The organism is Streptomyces sp. NBC_01451 (genome assembly GCF_036227485.1).
GTDB lineage: Bacteria > Actinomycetota > Actinomycetes > Streptomycetales > Streptomycetaceae > Streptomyces.
Genome location: NZ_CP109479.1, coordinates 2,269,246 through 2,293,701 on the forward strand (window position 1 = coordinate 2,269,246; position 24,456 = coordinate 2,293,701).

Sequence of the window (24,456 nt, forward strand, 5' to 3'; positions counted from 1 at the left end):
GACGCCGCCCACGCGCCCTCAACCGCCGTTGCCGGGCGCCAGGGCGGCACCCCACCCCATCGTGCGGACGACGTCCGAGACCCGCGTGTAGACGCCGGGACTCCCAGGCCGTCCACAGCCACTCCCCCAGGACACGAGCCCGACCAGTCGCCCCTGGGCGACCAGCGGCCCCCCGCTGTCCCCCTGGCAGGCGTCCGGCCCCCCTGAAGCCTCCCCCGCGCAGAGCATGGTGTCGGCCCGGTACCTTCCGTCGACGTTGCCCGGGTAGGCCTGCTCGCAGAGCGCGTCCGACAGCACGTGCACCCGCGCGGCCCGCAGACTGCGCGCGTAGTCCCCGACCCCCGTGATGTCTCCCCAGCCGTAGACCGTGGCGCTCGTACCGGGCTGGTAGGCCGGGTCGCCCGCAGCCGCCATACCGATGACCGAGCCCGCCGGAAGCGCTTCGGCGAGGGTGAGCACGGCGAAGTCCCCGGCGTTGCTGGCCTTGTCGTAGTCCGGATTGACCCAGGTGTCCCGTACGGCGATCTCCTTGCCCTGCGCCGATGTCAGGTCCGTGCGCCCCGTGATGACCTTCAGGTCCCGCACGCGGTTGGGCGGCGCCCCCAACACGTCCTCGCCCATGCAGTGGGCCGCGGTCAGTACGGTGGTGCGGCCGACGGCCACGCCGCCGCAGAACTGTCCGGCGCGCGCACCTCCGAACCGGTCACGGCTGGACAGCGCCACCGTCCACGGGCCCTCGGACACGTCGACCGGGAACCCGCCGACGACGACGCCGTCGGCGGCCACAGGACCGGCGGACGCCAGCGGTATCACGGCCGCCGCGGCCGCCAGGACCAGCGACCGGGTCAGCGCCCGGGACAGGGCCCGGACAAGGGGATGGCGCATGCGCGCTCCTCACTCTGGGTTGATCACGAGAAACCCAGAGTGATTCAACGGGCTCCACCTCGCACGCTCGGTCCACGAAAGAGGGACGCCGCGGTCTGGAGCACCTCGCTCCGCACGCGCCGGGCCGCACTCCCCGCACGCCGGTGCCACGACCCGCACCAGCTCAGCACGAAGGCCCGGCTCCCCTGAGGGAAACCGGGCCTTCCGTGTCGTACGACCGCGGCCTAGTCCAGGTAGTCGCGCAGCACCTGGGAACGCGACGGGTGGCGCAGCTTCGACATGGTCTTGGACTCGATCTGGCGAATGCGCTCGCGGGTGACGCCGTACACCTTGCCGATCTCGTCGAGGGTCTTCGGCTGACCGTCGGTGAGACCGAAGCGCATCGAGACGACGCCCGCCTCACGCTCGGAGAGGGTGTCGAGCACGGAGTGCAGCTGCTCCTGGAGGAGCGTGAAGCTGACCGCGTCGGCCGGGACGACCGCCTCGGAGTCCTCGATGAGGTCACCGAACTCGCTGTCCCCGTCCTCACCCAGGGGGGTGTGGAGGGAGATCGGCTCGCGGCCGTACTTCTGGACCTCGATGACCTTCTCCGGGGTCATGTCGAGTTCCTTGGCCAGTTCCTCCGGGGTGGGCTCACGGCCCAGGTCCTGGAGCATCTGGCGCTGCACGCGCGCGAGCTTGTTGATGACCTCGACCATGTGCACCGGGATACGGATGGTGCGGGCCTGGTCGGCCATCGCGCGGGTGATCGCCTGACGGATCCACCAGGTGGCGTACGTGGAGAACTTGTAGCCCTTGGTGTAGTCGAACTTCTCGACCGCGCGGATCAGACCGAGGTTGCCCTCCTGGATGAGGTCCAGGAAGAGCATGCCGCGGCCGGTGTAACGCTTGGCCAGGGAGACCACCAGACGGAGGTTGGCCTCCAGGAGGTGGTTCTTGGCGCGGCGGCCGTCCTCGGCGATGATCTCCAGCTCGCGCTTGAGCTTCGGGGCGAGCTTGTCGGCGTTGGCCAGCTTGTCCTCGGCGAAGAGGCCCGCCTCGATGCGCTTGGCGAGTTCCACCTCCTGCTCGGCGTTGAGCAGCGGGACCTTGCCGATCTGCTTGAGGTAGTCCTTGACCGGGTCGGCGGTGGCACCCGCGACGGCGACCTGCTGGGCCGGCGCATCGTCCTCGTCGTCGTCGGAGAGGACGAAGCCCTTGTTCTCGGCCCCTTCCTCTTCCTCTTCGCCGGGCTTGACGTCCTCGAGTGCTTCGTCCTCGACGGCCTCGGCGTCGTCCTTGCCGGCGGTCGTCTTCTTGGCCGTCGCCTTCTTGGCGACGGTCTTCTTCGCGACCGCCTTCTTGGCAGTCGTCGTCTTCTTGGCGGCGGCCTTCTTCGCAGGCGCCTCGTCGTCGACGGAGGGCTCGGCGGAGGGGGCCGCCGGGGTGGCGGTGGCGGTGGCCTTCTTCGTGGTCACCGTCTTCGCCGCGACCGTCTTGGTGGCGGTGCGCTTGGCCGGACTCTTCGCTGCGACGCTCTTTCGGGTGCGCTTGGGCTCCGCGGCACTGACCATCAGCGTCACACCCTCTTCCTCGAGGATCTGGTTGAGGCTGCGCAGTACGTTCTTCCACTGAGTGGCCGGAATCTGGTCAGCTTCGAAGGCCCGACGCACGTCGTCGCCGGCGATCTGCCCCTCAGCCTTTCCCCGCTCGATGAGCGCCATGACAGAGACGGACTCGGCGATCTCCGACGGGAGCGTACGGGATGTGCTGGCCGACACGAACAACCTCTCGAACGTTGGAAAACGGCTTCCGGCCCCGTCCACTACGGACAGGAACCGACGACCGCCGACTGGGGATGGGCCGACGGCGCGGGCGGGGGCCGGGAAGATACACAGCGCCTTGAACGGCGTCCGTATTCCCTCCGCGGCTGTCACCTCTTAGGTCATCGCGCTGCTTCCGCAAGCGTTACGCCCAATCTGCGTGGCCCGAGTCACACCCCGTAAGCGCTCAGAAGAGGTCAAATGTGACTAGAGGTGGTCAGTCACGGCGACGACCAGGCCGTCCCGACCGACCCCGCGCCCGCATCGGCGGCGGGATTCACAGCCTCGACGGCCCCCTCAGGACGATCCGCCGTCTCTTCCTCGCACCACTCACGGCGCGGTCACCCTGTCTCCCCGTCGGACCCCGCCGGGCCCTCTCGGGGTCCGACGGGGCCCAGCGGTGACGGCTCGCGGGCCCGGCGATGCTTCCGGAGGGCGGCACGGTCTCCGATCGCGCCGCTCTCGGCGCGCGGTCAGTGCTCGCGCGGGGCCGGGACCACGCGCTCCACCTCGGGGTGCACCATGAGGAGCTGCCGCATGGCCGCCTCCGCCCCCGCTCCGTCGCCTGCCGCGAGAGCCTCGACGATCCGGGCATGGTGGGCCAAGGACGCCTCGTTGGGCCGGTCACAGCCGGCGATCGGGCCGCCGGACACCTGGAGGGCCGCGGACACGATCCCGGAGAGGTGCTCCAGCATGCGGTTGCCGGCGAGCTGGATGAGCAGCGAGTGGTACTCGGCGTCGGCGCGCGAGAACGTCAGCGCGTCACCCTGGCTCATGGCGTGACCCATGATCTCGACCATGTCGACGAGCCGCTGCTGGACCTCCTCGCGCCCGTGCCCGGCGGCGAGGCGGGCGGCGAGCGGCTCGATCGTCCAGCGCAGCTCGCTGAGCTCGCGGCGCTGGTTGTCGCGCTGCGGTCCGAAGGCGCGCCACTCGATGATGTCGGGGTCGAGGAGGTTCCAGTCGCTGACGGGACGCACGCGCGTGCCCACGTTCGGCCGGGCGCTCACCAGGCCCTTGGCCTCCAGCACCCGGAGCGACTCACGGACCACGGTGCGGGAGACCTCGAAACGCTGGCCGATCTCCTCTGGTACGAGGGGGCGGTCCGCGCCCAGGTCGCCGGAGACGATCATCTGGCCCAGCTGCTGGACGAGTTGACCGTGCAGTCCGCGGCCACGGCTACCCGCGGTACGGCGGCCGACACGGCCCAGCTCAGGGTCCGCGGCATCCCAGGAGGGGACTCCCACCCGGTCGGCACCGGGGGCCTCGGCGTAGGGGTAACGGTCGAGCCCGCCCGGGCCGACGAGACCGGAGTCTGCGGAGCGGGCGGCGGTCATCATGGTGTGCGCAAGGGTACTCACGGATCCTTTGTCGGCTCCGTCTTCAACTCCCTTGAGGTCTTTGGTGAAAAGCACACGAAAGGGTGATCGCTCACCCCGTCGCAATTGACGCCTTATCGGAAAGAAACGGGCGTTCCCCGGGGAGTTGTGCGCAGGGCAGGACCGGAAGGGCGCGGACGATCGTCATCGGACCCTGCTTCGCAGGGTCGTGAGCAGATACGCACAGAGCAGAGCAGCCAGCGACAACGTCAGCGCCCCGGCGACGGGTTGGGCGATCATCCGCGCTCCGGCCGCCAGATACCGCTCGCCTCCGAAGGGCCACTGCGACAGGAGCAGTTCCCGAAGGCGCACGGAGAATCCGGCCGCGCTCCGCACGGACGAGCCCTCCAGGGCCTTCTGCACGAGGGGCACCACCAGGACCGGTACGGCGACCACCGCCGCGAGCCCGGCGGTGGTGGAACGGAAGATTCCCGCGGCCAGCACCCCGGCCCACGCGCAGCCGATCACGAGGCCGATCCAACTTGCGGTCAGCGCGAGCCAGTCCGCGGGAACTCGCGCCAGCTCCCGTCCGTAGACGAGGTAGAGCACTTCGGCGTCGCAGCCCACGGTGAGAAAGGCCAGCAGCAGCCCGGTGGCCGCGGCGACGAGGAGCTTGGCGACGAGCAGTCCCAGTCGGCGGGGCACCGTGCCTCGGTCGACCGCCAGCGCGGGGTGGCGGAACTCGTCCCCGAAGGCGACGGCGCCCAGCAGCCCGGCGCCGAGTGCCGCGGGCGGCAGCGGCAGCTCCTGCGGCCAGGCGGCCAGCAGGCGGTGCTGTGGGGTGTGGCCGACACGGGCCAGGAGTACGGCACCGAGCGCGGACGAGACGAGCACGGCGGCCCCGGTCAGAAACCCGGTGCCGACACCGGCGGCCCGGCGCAGTTCGTAGCGGAGCGGGCGCAGCGGACTCGGAGCGGGGCGGACGGAGATGGGGGGCGGGAGCGGGGGCAGGCTGTCGGAGGTGAGGGGGGCGGAGGAGCGCGGGCGGGCGTTCCGAGGGCGTGCGGGCGCGGATGTCGCTGCGGCCTGTCCGGCTGTCGGTTCGGAGACACGGGTGACTGCCAGCGGGCGGCCGGTGGGCTCGTTCGGCTCGGGGAGGCGGGTTGCCGGGGTGGCTGCGGTTGACGCCGCAGTAGCCGCGCGCTCGCTCTGCCCGGCAGGGCTGTGCAAGACGGAAGGGCCCGGCAAGGCGGCAGAACCTGGCGACCGGTCGGCGTCATCAGGCGTGGTGCGGGCGGCCTTCTGTCCTGTTGCGCCGCCGGTGCTTCCGGTCATGGCGGCTGCCCCGGCCTCACCGAGCGCCGTTGTCCCATCAGTCGCGCGGGCCTCACCGCCTGCCGATGGCCCGCCCTGACGGGTCGAGCCGGCTCCGGGACCCATGTCACCGACCTCGTCGGCGAGTTGGTGTACGAGGATGCCGTGCCGGAAGGCGGCCTCGCCGACGTCCGCGCAGGTACTGCCGTACACGGAGAGCCGGTTGCCCGCCTCTCGTACGACTTCAACGGAGCGCTGTGCCGTCCGCGCCTCTTTGGTGAGCAGGGCGGCGAGACGGGTGGCGTGCGGGCTGCGCACGGCGACGCGGGGGCGCAGCCGGGTGCGGGAGAACTCTGCGGCTTCCTGGTCGGCGACGAGTCGTCCCTGTTCCAGTGTGATGATCCGGTCGGCGGTGCGGGCCGCCTCCTTGGGGTCGGTGGTGGCGCACAGGACGGTGCCGCCCTGGGTCGCGTGGGCGCGCAGCATGCCGTGCAGCCAATGGCGTTCACGAGCCGACAGACCGTCCGTGAGCGCGTCGAGCACGAGGGTGTGCGGGTCCGCCAGCAGCGCACAGGCCAGGCCGAGCCGACGGTCCATGCCACGTGAGAGCGTGCCCAGGCGTTCGTCGCGCAGGCTGACGAGGCCGACGACCTCAAGGACTTCGTCGGCACGGCGGACCGATACGCCCGCCGCGGCGCACAGCATGCGGAGTTGACCCCGGACGGTGCGCGCGGGGTGCCCCGGCACATCACCCAGGAGCACGCCGACCTCACGTGACGGATGGGCGATGCGGTGCAGTGGGCGGCCTCTGAAACAGGTGGTCCCACGGCCCTGTTGGAGTTCGAGCATGAGCCTGAGCACTGTTGTCTTGCCGGCGCCTGGGGTGCCGAGGAGCGCGGTGACGCAGCCCGCGCGTGCCTCGAAGGAGACGTCGTCGACGGCGGGCGGGAGCTCCTTGCGGGGGTTGCTGGTCAGTCCGAAGGCCTGGATCACCCGTAGCAAGATAGTGCGTTATGTCCGTTTTCCCGGGTGCGGCAGGGCCATTGACGGGCAGGCGTTGCCTCAGCGGGTTCGCGGTCAGACCTCGGGACGCAGCATCGGAGGGTTGAGCAGGGTGGCGCCGCCCGCCCTGAAGAGCTGGGCCGGACGACCGCCCTGGCGGGTGGTCGTACCTCCGGTGGGGACGAGGAAGCCCGGGGTGCCCGTGACCTTGCGGTGGAAGTTGCGCGGGTCGAGGGCGACGCCCCACACCGCCTCGTACACGCGGCGCAGCTCACCGACGGTGAACTCGGTCGGGCAGAACGCCGTGGCCAGCGATGAGTACTCGATCTTTGAACGGGCGCGCTCCACCCCGTCCGACAGGATCTGGGCGTGGTCGAAGGCGAGTGGTGCCGCCTGTTCGCCGTCTCTGCCGTAGCCGCCCTGCTGCAGCAGTTCCTCGACGGGCGCCCAGCGGGCGCTGTTGGCGTCACCGCCCGCCCGGGGAGCGGGCAGATCGGGGGCGAGCGCGAGATGGGCGACGCTGACCACCCGCATCCGGGGATCGCGCTTGGGGTCGCCGTACGTCGCGAGCTGTTCCAGGTGAGCACCGTTGTCCTGGGCCGGGGCGTCCGGGTCGTGGGCGCGTAGTCCGGTCTCCTCGGCCAGTTCACGTGCTGCGGCCTGCGACAGATCCTCGTCGGCCCGAACGAAGCCACCAGGGAGCGCCCAGCGTCCCTGAAAGGGCGGCTCACCCCTGCGTACCGCCAGCGCGCACAGGGCATGACGACGCACGGTCAGCACGACCAGGTCCACGGTGACGGCGAAGGGCGGGAAGGCCGAGGGGTCGTAGGGCATGCCGTGATCATAGTCGTCTTCCTGACGATAAACAGTCCCTTCTCCGTCCGTCCACATGGCTGGTCCACGGTGGTCGTGCACGGGTCCCAGGGGCGGCCCCAGGCCGTCCTCCGGGGAGATGTCGTACGAGGTCACGCTCCCAATTGCAGTCCCGCGGCGGCCTCCTCGACCATGGCGACGCCGAGACGGCCGACCCGTACGGAAAAGGGGGCGCCCGCGACGCGCAGCCCCGTCAGGCTGATCTCGCCCAGCGGAACGCTGCGTACCGGACGGAGCATGACCGTGCCGGCCGGGGCGTCCGGACGGATTCCGGCCAGTGCCGCGAGCAGCAGCACCCCGGAGGCGGCAGCGGTGGCCGCCGGCCGGCAGGCGGCCGGGTGGGGCAAGGGAGCTCCTCCTTCCGCGCGCTGCTCCCCCGCGTACATCTCCGGCAGCCGGTACTCGAAGGCCTCGGCGGCCGCCAGGAGGCCGCGCAGCAGCGAACTCGCCTCCTTCTCGTACCCGGCGGTGGCCAGGCCCGCGACGGCCACCGCGGTCTCCTGGACCCGCACGGCACCGCTCCGGTGACCGAACGGGTTGTATCCCGCCTCCTTGACGCCCAGGCCCCGCAATCCCCAACCGGAGTCCATGGCCGGACTGCCTAGCAGCCGCGCGAGCTGCCCGGTCTGCACCTTGTCGAGCAGCCCGGGGGCCGGTTCGCCCCCGCCCAGCAGGCCGGTGTCGAGGAGGTGGGCGGCGATCGCACCGAGGTGCGGCACGGTGCGCCCGTCAGGCGTACGGGCGGCCGCCGGTCTGCCGCCGCCCCGGTCCTCGACCCAGAATTCGTCCCTGAAGGCGGTGCGCATCTCCTGAGCCCACTGCCTCAGCCCGGCACCGCCCGGTCGGCCGTACGCGTCGAGGAGATCGGCGCCGAGGAGTGCGGCGCGGTGCGCGTGGGCCTGCGTCTCGCAGCGCAGGGGGCCGCCCGGCTGCGGATCGGGCAGGTAGGTTCCGTCGCCCACTGTCGCGCGCAGCCAGGTGAGACAGCGTTCGGCGGTCGGGAGCAGTTCCTCTGTCAGCTGTTCCGGGAGCCCCCAGCGGCGGGCCTCGGCGAGGAGCACGGGGAAGAGCAGGGTGGCCTCCGTGCCCGTACAACCCGGCGGCAGGTGGGGGCCCGCGTCGCGGAGCGGGCCGGGAAGCATGCCGGATCTCGGGCCCGGCCCCGGGAGCTGGGTGCGGGCGAGGGCACGCAGCGTGCCCGCGGCGAGCCCGGTGCCGAGGGGCAGCGTCATTCGGGCGGCGGCAAGCGCCTCTGCCGGCGCCATGCCGCAGCGCCATGGCGCGCCTGCCGCGAGGTGGGTGTCGGCGGGATGCGCGGAGTCCCGCAGGAGCAGCGCCTGGAGGTCTTCGATGCTGGTCCGCAGGAGTGCCTCGACGCGTGGATCGTCTCCGGCGGCCCGTGCCGGGGCGAGAGGGCTCGTCGCCACGTGACCCACGGCTCGGACGGGTCCCGAGCCGTCCTGCCGGATCCGCAGCTCCAGGGTCATGGAACCGCCCGGGGGCAGTTCGAGCTCCCAGCGCAGGAGGCCGGCGGAGGCCAGCGCGTCGGCGGGCGGCGGGTCGGCCGTGACGGCGGCGCTGCCGCCGGCACCGGACCAGCGCAGGCCGGAGGCGTGGACGCTGGCGGGCAGTTCGGGACCCGCGGTGCCGGAGGCGATCGTGCCCAGGTCCGCCAGGTCGGTGCCGAGTGACACCTCGACCGGCAGGCGCAGCGGGCGCGGCGCCGAACTGTGCAGGGTGATCCGCTCCGTGCCGTCCGCGTGGCGGATGCGCTCGACGACGACGTCCGGGTCGGGCCCGCCGTCGGGGGCGACACGCAACGTCCCCACGAAGCGGGCACGGTCGGCGGCGGTCATCCGGGCCTGTACCGCGAGTGGTTCACGGCCGGCCACGCGGACCTGGCACCGGGCGAGCACGCGCCTGCCTCCGCGGTAGAAGCCCTCCAGTCCCCGGCCGGTGAGCTGCCCCTGGTCCGTGGAGATCGCGAGCCCGGGAAGGGCGACGCAGATCAGGGTGGTGTGGGTCGGGGGGATCTGGGCGGGACGGCGGGCGGTGGGTGGCGGGGCGAGCGGCGGCCGAGGAGAGTGGGACGGCGCGAGCGATGACGGCATGCCCCTCGCCGGGGGTGCGGAAGGGCGCCCGGTCCCCGGGAAACGAGGCTCCGGCCCTCGCTGGTCCCCCGCGTTCCCGGGTACTCCGCCGCCACCTCCCCACAAGGGTGGCGTGGGTGTGCCTGCGGCACGGCGGCCGTCGTCGGCGGCCGAGGGCGGGGTCGGCGGATACATGGGCGACTTCTTCTGCGCTCTGGGCGCCGAGGGCGCGCTCGGCGCCCGGTAGGGGGCTTCGGCAGGACAGGGGTGATGCGGCGGCTCGGCCTGTCCACGGGTTCCGCCACTCAGGTGAACGGACCAGGGCTTCCCCGAGTCACGCCTCCGGCGGGACGAGCCGACCGAATGGCGGTGAGGCGGAGCATACGTCCGGCCGGTGCCGGGACGACTGCATCGGCCGTCACCGGTGGTCGGAAGAGTGGTGTGTCCATGTGCTGCCCTGGCGCCGGTCTGTTGTACGTGGGACGCGCTGCGCCTGCTCAATCGCGAGTCGCGTGTTCCGCCGTTGCCGAACCGTGCGTGGACCGGCAGGCGGCTGCCCGGACGCCGGTCGGTCGTGCCCCCGATGACGAGTCGGTCCTCGGACGTCCTGGCACTGCCCGGCCGTCGGGAGCCTCCCCTGTCGCTGTTCGGGCGCCCTTCGGCTGTCGCGCGCTTGACGGCTCGTCCGCCCGGCATGCGACTGCCGCCGGGGCGTCCACGAACTGCCCCACCCCGGTTCACGCTTCACTCCCCTTCGTCCGGTGACCGCGAGGAGCGGCCTCCCCGGTGCCCGGGCCACCCCGGCGTACAGCGGGCCTGCCCACGGGCCGGGGACGGGTTCCGCCCGTCCTCCTGGCGCGGGGGCCCGTGTCGCCGTCGTCTGGCGCGCCCACCCGACGTCGACGCCTCGTGGCCGACTCCAACGCCCGGGTGGCACCGCTGATGGACGTCGAGCAGGACGGGGGGCCAGTGACGTCGTCGAGGTGCGTCATGGCCTCGGCGTCGTCGATCCAGTCGTCACCTTCGAGATCGTCGAGACCTTCCCGACCTTCGAGATCTTCCCGATCCACGAGCGCATCCGCGCAATCGACACCGCTCGCTCCCTCGAACCTCTCGGTCCCCTCCGTCCCCTCGAAACCCTCCGTGGCCTCAAGCCCGTCCTGATGCTCACCCCACCTGATGCCCCCGTCCTCGTACGCCTCGCCGGCCTCGATCCGCGCGGTGTCCGGAGTGGTTCCCGGCGGCCCGGCGGCAACGCGAGGTCGGCCGCCGCGCTCCGCTCGCAGACAGCGCCGGATCGACTCCGGGTCCAGTCCCTCGTTGCAGGCCTGGTGCAGCAGGCGGGCGAACAGGTATCCGGGGTCCGCGCCGAGTGCCATGGCCAGGGCTTCCCGGGCCTCCAGTTCGTCGCCGGTCGACCAGGCGACCCAGCCCGCGAGCGTCAGAGGTGCCGCGGCGTGCTCGCGGTACGGCCCGACACAGCGTCGAGCGAGGGCTCGCCAGAGGCGGAGGGCCGGTGCTGCCTCGTCGCCCTCCATCCACTCCGCCGCGCGATCGCGGGTCGTACGGTCCTGCAGGCCCAGAATCAGCATGGCGGCCTCGTCGTGTGCGAGCAGTTCGTCGTCGCGCAGGTCTGCCAGAAGCGTGCCGGAGACAGCGGGTGCGCCGGCGAATCGGCTGCTGACCTGCCGTGCCCGTCGCAGGGTTTCCTCGGCCACGTCCGCGCGGCTCGCGTCGTCGAGGATCCGAGGGACCATGCGGGCATTCACGGTGTCGAGCGCGCGCTCCTGTTCCAGCGCCGCAGCGGTCTCCCAGGGGTGGAACCTGGCCCGCAACCCGCTCAGCGTGCCTCGCACTTGCAGACCGGCGTAGGTCGCGGCGGCGGCCAGCACCGAGGTGCCGGGCAGGCCCATGGGCACTCCGTCGTCCGGACAGCATTCCGGCGTCACGCAGCAGTAGGACCAGAAGCGGTTGCCGGCGATGCACAGAGCCTCGACCACGGGTACGTCGAGACGGCCGCATTCGGTGCGCAGCAACTGGGCGAGCGGGCGCAGACGTTCCCTCACCTGATGCCGCGCTTCGCCCTCCGCCGGTTCCTGGCAGAGATACACGACCATGCTCTCGGGCCGAGCGCCTCTGCGTTCGCTTCCGGTCACCAGACCGTGTGTCAGCTGCTGTGCCACGGCGGGCCAGTCGTCCGGGTTCGCGGGAATTCCGAGCCGGGCGCGGCCTCCGAACCGGCCTCGGCCGTCCCGGTCGTGGAGCGCGACCAGGACGATGCTGTCCTCGGGCTGGTAGCCGAGCAAATACGGCAGGGCGTCGGCCAGTTCGGCCGGGGTACGTAGGGTGACCTGGTGTGTTTCGCCGTGATTCGTCATGCGTCGACGATCTCGCGGTTTCCTCGATCCCGCTTGAGCCTGTGGATAACCTCGACCAGGGACACGTCAAGGGCGCCGCGTGAGTTCATCCGCCACCTCGTACACGCTCAGAGCAGCGGGACACCGCATCGAACGAGCAGCGGGACACCGCCCCGAACGGAGACTCGCATGGCGGCAACGGAAAGGGCCGGTGCCATACCGCACATGGAGGCCTCAGCTCCGATCGTCCGCGGGAGGCAGATGTGGCGGCGCGAACAAGCCACCACCGTCCTCGGCACCAGGCGCCTCCTGGCTGCCGGGCACGGGCAGTTGGCCGACAAGGTCTCCGAGTCCGTTGCGGGACAAGGGTCCGGCCACTGCCGCTTGGCGCAGGTGTTCGGCGAGCGCCGCGGTGGCTGCCGTTGAGGCGTGGTCCCTGACACCCCAGGCCAGCAGATGGTGACGGCAGGCCCAGGGTTCCCGCAGTTCGCACACGTCGAGTGGTCGGCTGGGGTCGACGACCCGACGCGGCACCACGGCGAGCCCGACACCGGCGGCAGCGAGGGTGACGAGGACGTTGAGGTTGGCGACGGTGGTGCGGTGACGCGCGACCGGAGCGTGCGGTCCGAGGTGTTTCTCGATCCAGCGGCGCAGCGAGGAATCGGCGTCGAGCCCGACGAGGGGGTGCTCGGCGACCTCGCCGTAGGTCAGCGCGGTTCGCCCGGCGAGGACCCCTCCGGCCTGGCCGATCACCACCAGGGAGTCGTCGCCGAGGGGTTCCGTCCGCAGGCCGCACTCGCGGGCCTCGTCGTCGAGGACGACCCCCAGGTCCGCCTCTCCGTCCGCGAGCATCCGCAAGGTCCGCGGGGTGCGGCTCTCGGCCACCGTGACGTCGGCCTCCGGGTGTGCGCGCAGGAACGAGACCAGGGCCCGGGGCACGAGCCCGTGCATCGCGGAGCCACCGCCCAACAGGGTCAGCGGGGCCGTCGGAGACCGCGTATAGCTCGCGACGGCGCTGTCGAGCCGAGCCGTCCGAGCGAGCACGTCGCGGGCATGCCGGGCCAGGGTCGTCCCCGCCGGTGTGGGCCGCACGCCTCGCCGGCCGCGGATCAGCAGTGGCACCCCGGCGTGCCGCTCCAGGGAGCGCACCCTGGCGCTGGCCGAAGGCAGGCTCAGGTGCATCCGGTGCGCGCCTGCCGTGATCGATCCCTCCGCCACGATGTGGACGAAGAGCCTCAGGTCGTCCAAGTCGTAGCGCATCGACCCAGCCTATGTTCAGGCCTGAGGCTGGGTGCGTCGATCGCGCATTGTGGGTCTCCTTCCGAGGGACGGATGCTCGGCGTGTGGCCGAGATACTGCTTGTCCTGCTGGCCGGCACCGCCGCCGGAGCGTTGAACGCCATCGGCGGCGGAGGCACCTTCGTGGCGCTGCCCGTTCTCGTGGCGCTCGGCCTGTCGCCGGTGACGGCGAACGCGTTGTCGCGCGTCGCCCTCGTGCCCGGGGCCCTGGCCGGCGCATGGGTGTACCGACACGAGCTCGTGCCGGTCGGGGCGACGTCCATGAGGTCGCTGACCGCGATCAGCGTGGTCGGCGGCGGAGTCGGCGGCGGGCTGCTCCTGGCGCTGCCCGCCTCGTCGTTCGACGCCGCGGCGCCCTGGCTGCTCGCCTGCGCCACGGTCATTCTCGCCTGCGGTCGCCGCCTGTCCCGGGCGTTGAACGCCACCCTGGGCCGCGCGGTCGGCATGAGTCCGCGCGCCGTCCTGATCGGCCAGTTCGTCCTCGCCGTGTACGGCGGATACTTCGGCGGGGCCGTAGGCATCATGATGCTCGCTCTGTGGAGCATCGGCCTCGGTCTCGACGCCGCGGCGAGCAATCCGATGCGCGTCGCGCAACTCGCCGCCATCTATCTCAGCGCGACCGTGCTGTTCCTGATCGCCTCGGACGCCCTGAACACGCCGCTTGTGCTCGCCTCCATGCTGGTCGGCGCGGTGGCCGGGGGCTTCGGCGGCGCCCACCTCGCCCGGCGTCTCCCCGCCCGGCCGCTGCGGGGCATCCTTCTGACCACCGCCGTGATCATGACCGTCCTGTACTTCCTGCGCGGCTGACCATGCGGGAAGTTTCAGCGATCACCCCGAGCCGTCGAAGCTGGGCTGGGGATCAATGCGAACCACCGAACGCGCACATGTGCCGCCGGCTGCCGGTGCGCACGCGCACGTACCGCCGTCCCGATGCTCTCCGTCCCCTCGGTGAGGCTCCCTCACCCGGCCACGGCAAGGGTGAGCGGGAGGACCGCGTCGGCTCCGGCCCGGCGCAGCAGGCGTGCGCCTACGGCCAGGGTCCAGCCGGAGTCGGTGTAGTCGTCGACGAGCAGTACCGGGCCGGGGGTGGCGGCCAGGGCGGCGGCGAGTTCGTCGGGCACAGCGAACGAAGCGGCCAGGGCGCGCAGCCGCTGTGCGGAGTTGCTGCGGTGCGCCGCGTACTCGTCGGCCTGCTCGGTGTAGGCCAGGCTGCCCAGCAGGGGAAGCCTGCCGACCCGGGCCAGTCCCCCGGCCAGCGCGGCGACCAGCTGCGGCCGGGTGCGGGAGGGCATGGCGACGATCCCCACCGGCCGCGCCGCCGCGTCAGGACTGCCGCCGGCCCAGCCGCCCGGCGAGCGGGCCCAGTCGGTCACCACCGTCACGACGGCGGCCAGTACGTCGTCCGGCAGCGGCCCGTCCGCGGCCTGCGCCGACAGCAGCGGACGCAGGCGGTTGCCCCAGCCGATGTCCGACAGCCTGCCCAGGGCCCGCCCGGTGGCCGCCTGCTGACCCACGGGGATACGGCCCTTGAGGTCGACCCCGACCGCCGGCATGCCCGAGGGCCACATCCTGCGCGGCTCGACCTCGACCCCGGGCCGGTCCAGTTCGCCCGCGGCGCCCGCGAGAGCGCCGGGTGACACCGAGGGGTCGAGCCAGGGCCCGGCACAGGAGTCGCAGCGGCCGCACGGGACCGCCTTCTCGTCGTCCAGCTGCCGCTGCAGGAACTCCATCCGGCATTCCGTGGTCGCCACGTAGTCCCTCATGGCCTGCTGCTCCGCGGCGCGCTGCTTGGCGACCCAGGCGTAGCGCTCGGTGTCGTACGCCCATGGCTGCCCTGTCGCCGTCCAGCCCCCCTTCACGCGCTTGACCGCCCCGTCCACGTCCAGGACCTTCAGCATCGTCTCCAGTCGTGAACGCCGAAGATCCACCAACGGCTCCAGCGCGGGCAGCGACAGCGGACGACCCGCCCCCTCGAGAACCGCCAGTGTGCGCCGCACCTGCTCCTCGGGAGGGAATCCCACCGAGGCGAAGTACGCCCAGATCGCCTCGTCCTCCCGCCCCGGCAGCAGCAGCACATCCGCATGATCCACACCGCGTCCCGCACGCCCCACCTGCTGGTAGTAGGCGATCGGCGACGAGGGCGACCCCAGGTGCACCACGAACCCCAGGTCCGGCTTGTCGAAGCCCATCCCCAGTGCCGAGGTCGCCACCAGAGCCTTCACCCGGTTCGCCAGCAGGTCCTCCTCCGCCTGCAACCGGTCGGCGTTCTCCGTCTTCCCCGTGTACGAGGCCACCGGATAGCCGCGCTGCCGCAGGAACGCCGCGACCTCCTCGGCCGCCGCCACCGTCAGGGTGTAGATGATCCCCGAACCCGGCAGATCGCCCAGCCGCTCGCCCAGCCACGCCAGCCGGTGCGCCGCGTTCGGCAGCTCCAGCACGCCCAGCCGCAGGCTCTCGCGGTCGAGCGGCCCCCGCAGTACCAGGGCGTCCTCGCCGCCCGTGCCCAGCTGTTCGGCCACATCCGCCGTCACCCGCGCGTTCGCGGTCGCAGTCGTCGCCAGCACAGGCACCCCCGCCGGCAGCTCCGCGAGCATCGTGCGCAACCGGCGGTAGTCGGGACGGAAATCGTGTCCCCAGTCGGAGATGCAGTGGGCCTCGTCGACCACCAGCAGGCCGGTGGTGGCCGCGAGCCTGGGCAGCACCTGGTCGCGGAAATCCACGGAGTTGAGGCGTTCCGGACTCACGAGGAGAACGTCGGTCTCGCCGCGCTCGACCTCCCCGTAGATCGTGTCCCACTCCTCCGGGTTGGCCGAGTTGATCGTGCGCGCCCGGATACCGGCCCGTGCCGCCGACTCGACCTGGTTGCGCATCAACGCCAACAGCGGTGAGATGATCACCGTCGGGCCGGAGCCACGCCGCCGCAGCAGAGCGGTCGCCACGAAGTACACGGCCGACTTGCCCCAGCCGGTGCGCTGCACCACCAGGGCACGCCGGTGCTCCTCCACCAGGGCCGCCACCGCCTGCCACTGGTCCTCCCGCAACCGCGCCGAACCCCCAGGGGCACCGACCAGCTCGGCGAGGATGGCGTCGGCTTCGTCACGTAGCTCCTGGTTGCTCATGACCCCATGCAACCCCACAGCACTGACAACGGCCCAATCCACGGCCGTGAGGAAGTGCGCAGAGCGTTCTCCCCGGCCGCTCGGAGGCGGGCCGGTCCTCCTTTCGGACGACTTCACGGCGGCCTGGTGGACCCTCCCTGCGGCGGCCCAGGGGCGACGGGGACTGGTGCGCAGCAGCGTTGCCACTGGTCCTCGCCCCGCATCGTCGATGACGAGAACGTGAACCAAACCGAACAAGCGGACCAACGGCACGTTCCCGGCCACCCCAGCCGTCTACAAATGACACACCTGGCAGGGATATAATCCACAGATCACCAGAAGCCGGTCGGTGGCCCCATTTGCTCGTTGCCGCAACCCAGTTCGACAGCGAGAATTGGAGTCCGCTCCCCGCACGGCGTGTCCGTGGTCCGGCAGGGCTCCGCCGCGGTGTGCGCTCCCCCAAGTCCGATCTCCGCCCGCAGTGTGGGCGCGTAGCCGAAGGGAGGACCGTGACCTTCGGATTCGCTCCGTCCCCCGCGGCATCCATGTCGACGTCTGCCGACCTGTCCGCCGCTTCCACCAACTCAGCAGCCCGCATGCTCGAACCCGCGGAGTGGGCCGCAGCCGGGATCCCCCTACTGCGCAATCCCCGTGAGGTCGTCAGCGGACTGCACGCGCGGCACCGCCCCGCGCCCGCGACCGCGATCGTGGCCGTCCTCGACGCGGACGAACGGCTGCGCGCGAGCGCCTCGTTCACCCGCCGCTCGGCGCCGGCCGACGGCTGGATGTTCCGCAACTCGCTGCTCGCGCAACTGCGTCGGGTCATCCCCCACGACCTGCGTCGCCGCACGCCGGTGCGCACCGCCGTCCTGCTCTACTGCCGGGACGGCGACGCCCGCTGGACGGAGGAGGACGGCGCGTGGATGTGGGGTCTGCGTGACGCCTGCACCCTGCACGGGCTGCGCTGCGGCGCGTACATCACGTTGACCCGTGACGGCTGGCAGGTACTCGGCGAAGGCCGCGGCGGGCGCCGCCCGAACGCGGATTCGCCTCCGGAGCCGTTCGCCATGTCCGAGGCACCGCCGCCGCTGCCGATGCCCCGCACCGGAGGCACCGCCTCGGACATCCTGCGCCGCGCGGCAGCCCGCTGACACAGGCGCCCGGCGGCCAGCACGCCTCGCCCCTCGGCCGCTTCGGCGGTCGGCCAGGCAGTGCGCAGTACCGGTTGCAGTACCGGTCGACGTACACGTCGTAGAAGAGCCGTACGAAGAACGGCCACCGCGGACAACGGCGTCCGCCGGTACGACGTACGCCGACGAGGACCACGCACCTGGGCAGCACGTGGGCGACACGAGTCGTCCGGACGGCGTCGAGCACGCAGGAACGGGTGCACGCGCACGCGTGCACCCGTCGCCCATGCGATTCGCCTCTACGATCCCGTTCCACCGCCCGGGCCAGGGCAGGGAGCAGCGCCGCACGGCAGTCACCGGCATCCCGACGCGTCCGCGTGGGGGCACGTCGGACTGCCCGCCGTACGGTCACCGCTTCAGCGGCCCTCCGTCAGCCGGTCGGTGTCACTGGACCGGCCGACCCGGGACGGTTGACGAAGCTGCTCAGACCCCCGCGCCCAGCGCCGAGTTGATCTGCCGCGGGTCGCCGCAGCAGATCAGCAGGACACCGGCCCGGCCGAAGGCCAGTGGAAGGGCAGCTGCGGTCGTCGTGCCGGCGCCGCCGTTGACGGCGACCACGACCACGGGACGGGAGGCGGCACGGCTCAGAGCGGCGGCGTCGGCGTAGAAGACGTCGTCACCCGCGTCGTGCTGCGCCCAGTACGGGCCCTCGCCGAAGGACAGCTCGTGCGCCGCCCACGGGTGCGGATCGCCGGTGGTGATCACCAGCACCTCACCGGGGGCCCGACCCGACTCCAGGAGCAGGTCGACGGCCTCCTCGGCCGCGTCCAGCGCACCCTCGGCCGAGGCCGGGATCAGCTGGATCTGCGGGGCCGCCGGGGCCGCGGAGGCAGGCGCGGAAGGGGTGGAAGGGACAGGGGCGGCCGCTGCCGCGGACGGCCCGGGCTTGACCGCGGCAGCGGTCGAAGCCACGGCCGCGGGCGCGTCGTGCGGTGCACGCTGGGCCGGCGCGGTGGGCCGGAAGGGACCCGGACGGCCGGGACGCGGCGAAGCCGCGGGGCGCGGGCCGGGTACGGGACGGGGGGTCGGCGTGCTGTGGCCACTGGCCGGAGCGACGCGGGGACCCTGGGCACTCTCGTGAATCTGAGGCTCCTCGGGACTGAGAGGCATGACTTGATATTTATCAAACGCCGGTGCGACTCGCGTCAGCGGGTGGCACATGAGTGCGAACGGAACCGTCAGAAGTCGAAGCCGAGCTGGCCCTCGATCTCCGGAGCGTTCCCGTTCGCCCAACTGCGGGCCTTCTTGAGGTGCCGCCACTGGGGCAGCGCATCAAGATACGCCCACGACAGCCGGTGGTACGGGGTGGGACCCCGCTCCTCCAGCGCGGCCTTGTGCACGGGCGACGGATACCCGGCATTGGCCGCAAAACCGAAGTCTGCATGGTCGATACCCAGTTCGGCCATCATTTTGTCGCGGTGAACCTTGGCGATCACGGACGCCGCCGCGACCGCCACGCACGACTGGTCACCCTTGATCACCGTACGGACCTGCCACGGCGACCCCAGGTAGTCGTGCTTCCCGTCGAGGATGACCGCGTCCGGGCGGACCGGCAAGGCCTCCAGAGCGCGCTCCGCCGCGAGCCGCAGCGCCGCCGTCATCCCCAGGTCGTCGATCTCGTCCGGCGAGGCGTGCCCCAGCGCGTACGACGTGACCCATTCCCGCAGTACCTCCGCGAGTTGGGTACGCCGCTTGACCGCGAGGAGCTTGGAGTCGGTGAGCCCCTCGGGGGGCCGCCGGAGACCGGTGACCGCCGCGCAGACGGTGACGGGGCCGGCCCACGCGCCCCGCCCCACCTCGTCGACGCCGGCGATGACCTTCGCTCCGGTCGTGGCGCGCAAAGAGCGCTCGACGGTGTGGGTGGGTGCTTCGTACGGCATGGCGCTCTTAGCGTACGCCGCCCGGAACCCCACCCGACACCCCCGTCCCCCCACGCGACTTGAGAGTCACCGCGGGACATGTCCGGGCGGCCCCGGGGGCGGACTTCAGAGACCGCCCGCCCGCAGCAGCGGAACCATCAACTGGTCGATCATCTCTTCGATGTCCCGCTCCTCCCATTCGCTCCCGCACATCTTCGAGCGGTACATCATCATCGCTGGAATGGCGTCGAGGACGTAGCCGTTGACGGCGTCGGAACGCGCCTCTCCCCGCTCGATTCCCCGGTCGACGATCTCCCGGAGGAGCCTTACCGTCGGCTCGACGAGCCCTCCGAAGATCACGCTCTGGAAGCGCTCCGCCTGCGGACTGTCGCACTCGTGAATCACCGAGCGCAGTGCGAATCCCGGGCGCGAGAACATCGCCTCACGCACCTGTCGGCACAGTTCGAGAAGGTCGTCCCGCACGTTCCCGAGGTCGGGCGCCCGGTCGAAGCGCGGCAGCCCGGCCTGGAGGGCGTCCGCGACGAGGTCCTCCTTGGAGGGCCAGCGCCGGTAGACCGCGGCCTTGCCGGTCTGGGCGCCGGCGGCGACACCCTCCATCGTGAGCCCGTTCCAGCCGACCGTACTGAGCTGTTCCAGCGCGGCATCGAGAATCGCGCGTTCGAGCACGGCGCCGCGCCGGCGGGGGGAGGCCGCCTGGGCGGGGGCAGCCGTCCAGCGCGAAGTAACCATCTGAGCGTCTCCAGCGGGCGGGGAGGAGCGGGGAGTGCGAGTATTTATGAGGATTGTCGGCATTCGGGTGATCACCGACGAGGTGAACCGCCGAGATTACCCGGGCAACCGGTACGCGACACGACGACGGCTTCAGTGAACGCTTGCGTTCACTGTCGGGGACTCACTACCGTTCGACGCGACAGTGAACGCGAGCGTTCACTAGTGCTCTTATGGGGGACCCATAGTGACTACCTCTTCGTTGATGAAGGACCAGAAACCAGGTGCGGCACGCCGGGAGGGGCATCCCGGCATAGCGCTCACCGTCATCGCGGCCTGCCAACTCATGGTGGTACTCGACGCGACGATTGTGAACATCGCGCTGCCGCACATTCAAGGCGCCCTCAAGTTCAGTACGACCGACCTCACCTGGGTGGTCAGCGCCTACACCCTCACCTTCGGCGGCCTGCTGCTGCTCGGCGGCCGGGCCGGTGACATCCTCGGCCGCCGCCGGGTCTTCCTGACCGGCATCCTGGTGTTCATCGCCGCCTCCCTGCTGGGCGGACTCGCCCAGGAACCCTGGCAGTTGCTGGCCGCGCGGGCCCTCCAGGGCGTGGGCGGCGCGATCGCCTCGCCCACCTCGCTGGCCCTCATCACCACCACGTTCGCCGAAGGCCCGGAGCGCAACCGGGCGTTCGGGGTCTTCGCCGCGGTCTCGGCCGGCGGCGGCGCCGTCGGTCTGCTCGCCGGCGGCATGCTCACCGAGTGGCTCGACTGGCGCTGGGTGCTCTTCGTCAACGTTCCGATCGGTCTCCTGATCGCCGTGCTCACGCCGATCTACATCGGCGAGTCCGAACGCCACCCGGGCCGCTTCGACATCCTGGGCGCACTGACCTCGACGCTGGGCATGGCGTCCCTCGTCTACGGCTTCATCCGCGCGGCGGAGAAGGGCTGGCGGGACGGTCTGACGCTCGCGTCCTTCGCCACCGCGGTGGTCCTGCTGGTCGCCTTCGCCCTCGTGGAGATGCGCGCCAAGGAACCGATCACCCCGCTGCGGATGTTCGCCGACCGCAACCGCTCGGGCACGTACGTGATCATGCTGAGCCTGGCCGCGGCGATGTTCGGCATGTTCTTCTTCATCGTCCTCTTCGTGCAGAACGTCCTGCTGTACACGCCGATCGAGGCGGGCCTCGCCTTCCTGCCGGTGACCTTCGCGATCGCCACGGGCGCGGGCCTCTCGCAGCGGTTCCTGCCGGTCCTGGGGCCCAAGCCGTTCATGGTGGTCGGCTCGGCACTGGCCACGCTCGGCCTCGCCTGGCAGGCCTTCATCACCCCCGACAGCTCGTACGTCGGCGGGGTGCTCGGCCCGATGCTGGTGTTCGGCTTCGGCATGGGCCTGAACTTCGTGACACTGACCCTGACGGCGGTCTCGGGGGTCGCCGCGCACGAGGCCGGCGCCGCTTCCGGGCTGCTCAACGTCACACAGCAGGTGGGCGGTTCGCTCGGCCTCTCCATCCTGACGACGGTGTTCGGGTCGGCGAGCCGCGACGAGGCGGCGAAGCAGGTGCCCAAGTTCCTCGCCCAGGCCACGGCGGAGCAGAAGGCGGAGTTCGCCAGGACCAACCAACTCCCCGCTCCCTGGAGCCACGAGGTACTGGCCCACGGCATCTCCACGGCCTTCATCCCCGCCGCCGCGATGGCCGTGCTGGCCCTCGCCACCGCCTGGTTCGTGATCCGCGTCCGCAAGAGCGACCTGGAGGCCCTGGCAGGCACGGCGAGCACCGCGGGCCCGGCCGGCGGCTGATCTCCCGGCAGCGGGCCGCGGACGACGCCGAGAGGGCTGTACGGCCGACGCCGTCAGCCGTACGTCGCTCCGCCCGCCGGAGCGACGTACGGCGACTGCGGGACCGCGCGAGGCTACGGCGCCCGGTGACGTTCTCCGGCGGACCTGGCCCGCAGTCGCTGCCCGTCAGATTCGCGGCCAGCAGGTCTGCGGTGCACGTCGCCGCGCACGCCGGGGCGACGCGGAGCGGTTGCGCTCCGGCACGACCACGCGGGCGGGCGGCCGAGGGGACGAGACCTGGTGCCTGGCGCCGCCCACCCCGGCGACCTGGGCAGGAACCGCACCCGCGGGGCGCGAGGACCCGCCTCGGAGTGGGCGCCCGCGCTACACCCCCGCGGGCGCCCACTCCGGCAGCGGTTCCGTCCGCTCCAGCCATGCCGGCGGCGGTGCCCCCGCCTTCCCCGCGGCGAGTACGCCGCCCACGATGGCGCAGTTCGTGTCCACGTCGCCGCCCACCTGGGCCGTCGTCCAGAACGCCTTCTCGTAGTCACCGAGGGCGCGCGCTGCGGACCAGAGGGCGAAGGGCACCGTGTCGTGCGCCGTCGTACGCCGGCCACACCCCAGTACGGCCGCGACCGTGCCCGCGTCCGCGTAGTCGAGCATGTCCCGGGCGCGCCGCAGACCGGCGGAGACGGCGCTTCTCGGGACGAGTGCGACGACACCGTCGAGAAGCGCGCCGGGGCTCGGCGGGCCGCCCGGCCCGGCCACCAGGGCGGCTGCGGCGGCGACGGCCATGGCGCCCACCACGGCCTCGCGGTGCTGGTGCGTGGGATAGGCCGAGATCTCCGCCTGGTGGGTGGCCTGCTCCGGGTCGTCCGCGTACCAGGCACCCAGGGGAGCGATCCGCATGGCCGCGCCGTTGCCCCAGGACCCCTGGCCGTTGAACAGGGCGGACGCCAGCTCGCGCCAGTCGCCGCCCTCCCGGACCAGCCGCAGGAGCCGGTTCACCGCGGGACCGTACCCGCGGTCGAAGTCGTGGTGCCGCGCGAAGGAAAGGGCCAGCGCGTCCTGGTCGATGCGCCGGTGGGCGGCCAGCACGGCCACCACGGAGCACGCCATCTCGGTGTCGTCGGTCCACTGCCAGGGGCCGGGCGGCAGCTCGCGGAGCCCCGGCAGCGGGTGGTTCACGGGCACGAAGAACTGCGACCCGAGCGCGTCCCCCACCGCGAGCCCGCGCAGACTGGCCAGGGCGCGCTCCAGGCGCTCGGGGGAAGAGGGCTGGGGAGAGGAGTCAGCGGTCATCGCTCTGTCACCCTATCCGGTGATTCCATACGATTCCGGATCACGCCAGCGCTCGAACGGCCGGTCAAGGGTGTATCTGCCGTCACTCCCGAGAACGAGCATCCGCATCTCCGCGTTCCCCGGATTCGACAGCGACTCGAATTCGGCGACGGTCCAGTGGAACCAGCGCATGCAGAACAGCCGCATGGCCAGCCCGTGGGTGACCAGCAGCACGTTGGGCGGATGGTCCGGGGCCTCGAAGCTGCGGTAGAGGCTCTCCAGGAAGCCGCCGACCCTGTCGTACACGTCGGCGCCGGACTCGCCCTGGGCGAAGCGGTAGAAGAAGTGCCCGTAGGCGTCCCGGTAGGCCTTCTGGAGCTGTACGTCGTCCCGGTCCTGCCAGTTGCCCCAGTCCTGTTCGCGGAGCCGGGGCTCCTCGCGTACGCGCACGAGGTCGGAGTTCAGGCTGAAGGCGCGCAGGGTCTCGTGCGTACGGCGGTAGGGGGAGACGTAGACGCTCACCTGCTCCTGCCCGAACACCTCGCGCAGCCGCTTGCCGGTCTCCTCCGCCTGTCGCCAGCCGCGTTCGGTGAGGGCGAGGGCATGATCCGGCTCGCGCTCGTAAACGGTGTCATCGGCATTGCCCATTGACTCGCCGTGCCGGACAAGGACGATGCGCCGTGGTCTTACCATGCCAAAACCCTAGATCGCGTCGGCGCCGACCGGGCACTCGCACAGCCTCTATACGGCGTATGTCACACATGTCGTGCGCGCTGGAGCACACAAGGGGCAACGCGGGGTCCGGAACACAGGCTCCGGACCTCAGACTATCCAGCTGGGTTCCAGTTCGACGATGTCTCCGGCGAGAGCCGCGACGTCCGCCTCGAGCTGGGCCCGCAGCGCCAGTCGCTCCACGCGCTCGGCCCGGTACTTTCCGTGCTCGGCGGCCGACCGCCACATCGACAGGATCAGGAACTCGTGCCCCGGCGCCTCGCCGAACAGCCCCCGCACCATGCCGGGCGAACCCGCCATCGCGGGGTTCCAGACCTTCTCCTGCATCAGTGCGAAGTGCTCGGCGCGCTCCTCGTGGACGCGGCAGTGCGCCACCCGGACCAGGTCGGAGTCCGTGAAGCGCGGCTCGAAGCCGGTCTTCACGTCGAAGCGGTGGTCGAACAGCTTGACCTGCTGGTCCTTGAAGGTGCCCGACTGCGCGGTGGCCAGCCGGTCATGGGACCGGGCCATGAAGGAGTCGTAGAAGGCGCGGCTCTCCCAGAAGGCGAAGACGTGTGCCACGCCGGGACGACCCCGGCTCCAGCCCCCGCCCTGCCCCCGGAATCCCGGCTCCCCCAGAAGTCCCGCCCACTTTCGCTGTCCCCGTTCGAAACCGCGGCGGTCCACCACGGTGCAGCGAATCCACTTGACCAGCACCGCGCCATCGTAAGGCCCCGTGGCGTGGCGCCGGTCACGCTCGGGCGGAGTGCGACCGCGCGAGCGCCCCCGCGCGCGTGACACGATGGACAACCAGCTGCGGTGTACCGGCAGTTGGCGCGACAGCACACGGCGAACGGGGAAGGAA

General features: G+C 71.7%; 18 protein-coding genes. 3 read left to right on the forward strand and 15 right to left on the reverse strand.

All coding sequences use genetic code 11. The annotated features are described in order from the left end of the window. Positions 1–18: 18 nt before the first annotated feature. The 8 genes from OG595_RS09600 to OG595_RS09635 all read right to left on the reverse strand — a co-directional run bounded on the left by OG595_RS09600 (position 19) and on the right by OG595_RS09635 (position 12,902). Complete coding sequence (locus tag OG595_RS09600) at positions 19–885, reverse strand: S1 family peptidase (RefSeq protein WP_329270017.1); 867 nt, start codon at positions 883–885, stop codon at positions 19–21. Between the two features lie 224 nt (positions 886–1,109). Beyond that, positions 1,110–2,645: an RNA polymerase sigma factor gene (locus tag OG595_RS09605; RefSeq protein WP_329270019.1), complete on the reverse strand. Its 1,536-nt coding sequence runs from the start codon at positions 2,643–2,645 to the stop codon at positions 1,110–1,112. Positions 2,646–3,160: 515 nt separating this feature from the next. After that, positions 3,161–4,048, reverse strand: coding sequence for a FadR/GntR family transcriptional regulator (locus OG595_RS09610; protein WP_329270021.1), 888 nt, complete (start codon positions 4,046–4,048; stop codon positions 3,161–3,163). A gap of 162 nt (positions 4,049–4,210) precedes the next feature. Beyond that, on the reverse strand, positions 4,211–6,313 hold the full coding sequence (locus OG595_RS09615; protein WP_329270023.1) for an ATP-binding cassette domain-containing protein: 2,103 nt from the start codon (positions 6,311–6,313) through the stop codon (positions 4,211–4,213). Between the two features lie 84 nt (positions 6,314–6,397). Further along, positions 6,398–7,156: an NUDIX hydrolase gene (locus tag OG595_RS09620; RefSeq protein WP_329270025.1), complete on the reverse strand. Its 759-nt coding sequence runs from the start codon at positions 7,154–7,156 to the stop codon at positions 6,398–6,400. Positions 7,157–7,287: 131 nt separating this feature from the next. Then, complete coding sequence (locus OG595_RS09625) at positions 7,288–9,306, reverse strand: glycogen debranching N-terminal domain-containing protein (protein ID WP_329270027.1); 2,019 nt, start codon at positions 9,304–9,306, stop codon at positions 7,288–7,290. 716 nt (positions 9,307–10,022) lie between these two features. After that, on the reverse strand, positions 10,023–11,663 hold the full coding sequence (locus OG595_RS09630; RefSeq protein ID WP_329270028.1) for a DUF4192 domain-containing protein: 1,641 nt from the start codon (positions 11,661–11,663) through the stop codon (positions 10,023–10,025). A 213-nt stretch (positions 11,664–11,876) separates the two neighbouring features. Continuing rightward, on the reverse strand, positions 11,877–12,902 hold the full coding sequence (locus tag OG595_RS09635) for a LysR family transcriptional regulator (protein WP_329270030.1): 1,026 nt from the start codon (positions 12,900–12,902) through the stop codon (positions 11,877–11,879). An 83-nt stretch (positions 12,903–12,985) separates the two neighbouring features. Between OG595_RS09635 and OG595_RS09640 the strand changes: the two genes are divergently transcribed. Further along, positions 12,986–13,747, forward strand: a complete 762-nt coding sequence (locus OG595_RS09640) for a sulfite exporter TauE/SafE family protein (RefSeq protein WP_329270032.1) — start codon at positions 12,986–12,988, stop codon at positions 13,745–13,747. A gap of 152 nt (positions 13,748–13,899) precedes the next feature. Here OG595_RS09640 and OG595_RS09645 read toward each other — a convergent pair whose 3' ends face one another. After that, positions 13,900–16,059, reverse strand: coding sequence for a RecQ family ATP-dependent DNA helicase (locus OG595_RS09645; protein WP_329270034.1), 2,160 nt, complete (start codon positions 16,057–16,059; stop codon positions 13,900–13,902). Positions 16,060–16,547: 488 nt separating this feature from the next. Between OG595_RS09645 and OG595_RS09650 the strand changes: the two genes are divergently transcribed. Beyond that, entirely contained in the window at positions 16,548–17,189 is a 642-nt protein-coding gene (locus OG595_RS09650) for a hypothetical protein (protein WP_329270036.1), read from the forward strand. Between the two features lie 462 nt (positions 17,190–17,651). On the opposite strand, the gene OG595_RS09655 is transcribed toward OG595_RS09650, so the two are convergent. The 3 genes from OG595_RS09655 to OG595_RS09665 all read right to left on the reverse strand — a co-directional run bounded on the left by OG595_RS09655 (position 17,652) and on the right by OG595_RS09665 (position 19,837). Next, positions 17,652–18,338, reverse strand: a complete 687-nt coding sequence (locus OG595_RS09655) for a hypothetical protein (RefSeq protein ID WP_329270038.1) — start codon at positions 18,336–18,338, stop codon at positions 17,652–17,654. 68 nt (positions 18,339–18,406) lie between these two features. Further along, the gene (locus tag OG595_RS09660; RefSeq protein ID WP_329270040.1) at positions 18,407–19,108 is read right to left on the reverse strand and encodes a ribonuclease HII; all 702 of its coding nucleotides are present in this window, start codon (positions 19,106–19,108) and stop codon (positions 18,407–18,409) included. Between the two features lie 105 nt (positions 19,109–19,213). Beyond that, a complete protein-coding gene (locus OG595_RS09665) occupies positions 19,214–19,837 on the reverse strand; it encodes a TetR/AcrR family transcriptional regulator (protein WP_329270042.1) in 624 nt (207 codons plus the stop codon). 226 nt (positions 19,838–20,063) lie between these two features. Between OG595_RS09665 and OG595_RS09670 the strand changes: the two genes are divergently transcribed. Then, a complete protein-coding gene (locus OG595_RS09670) occupies positions 20,064–21,620 on the forward strand; it encodes an MFS transporter (protein ID WP_329270044.1) in 1,557 nt (518 codons plus the stop codon). Between the two features lie 363 nt (positions 21,621–21,983). On the opposite strand, the gene OG595_RS09675 is transcribed toward OG595_RS09670, so the two are convergent. The 3 genes from OG595_RS09675 to OG595_RS09685 all read right to left on the reverse strand — a co-directional run bounded on the left by OG595_RS09675 (position 21,984) and on the right by OG595_RS09685 (position 24,308). Continuing rightward, the gene (locus OG595_RS09675; RefSeq protein WP_329270046.1) at positions 21,984–22,901 is read right to left on the reverse strand and encodes an ADP-ribosylglycohydrolase family protein; all 918 of its coding nucleotides are present in this window, start codon (positions 22,899–22,901) and stop codon (positions 21,984–21,986) included. A gap of 12 nt (positions 22,902–22,913) precedes the next feature. After that, positions 22,914–23,573 carry a histidine phosphatase family protein gene (locus tag OG595_RS09680; RefSeq protein WP_327698108.1) on the reverse strand — a complete coding sequence of 220 codons (660 nt, stop codon included), beginning with the start codon at positions 23,571–23,573 and terminating at the stop codon, positions 22,914–22,916. 129 nt (positions 23,574–23,702) lie between these two features. After that, on the reverse strand, positions 23,703–24,308 hold the full coding sequence (locus OG595_RS09685) for a YdbC family protein (protein WP_044473835.1): 606 nt from the start codon (positions 24,306–24,308) through the stop codon (positions 23,703–23,705). Positions 24,309–24,456: the final 148 nt, after the last annotated feature.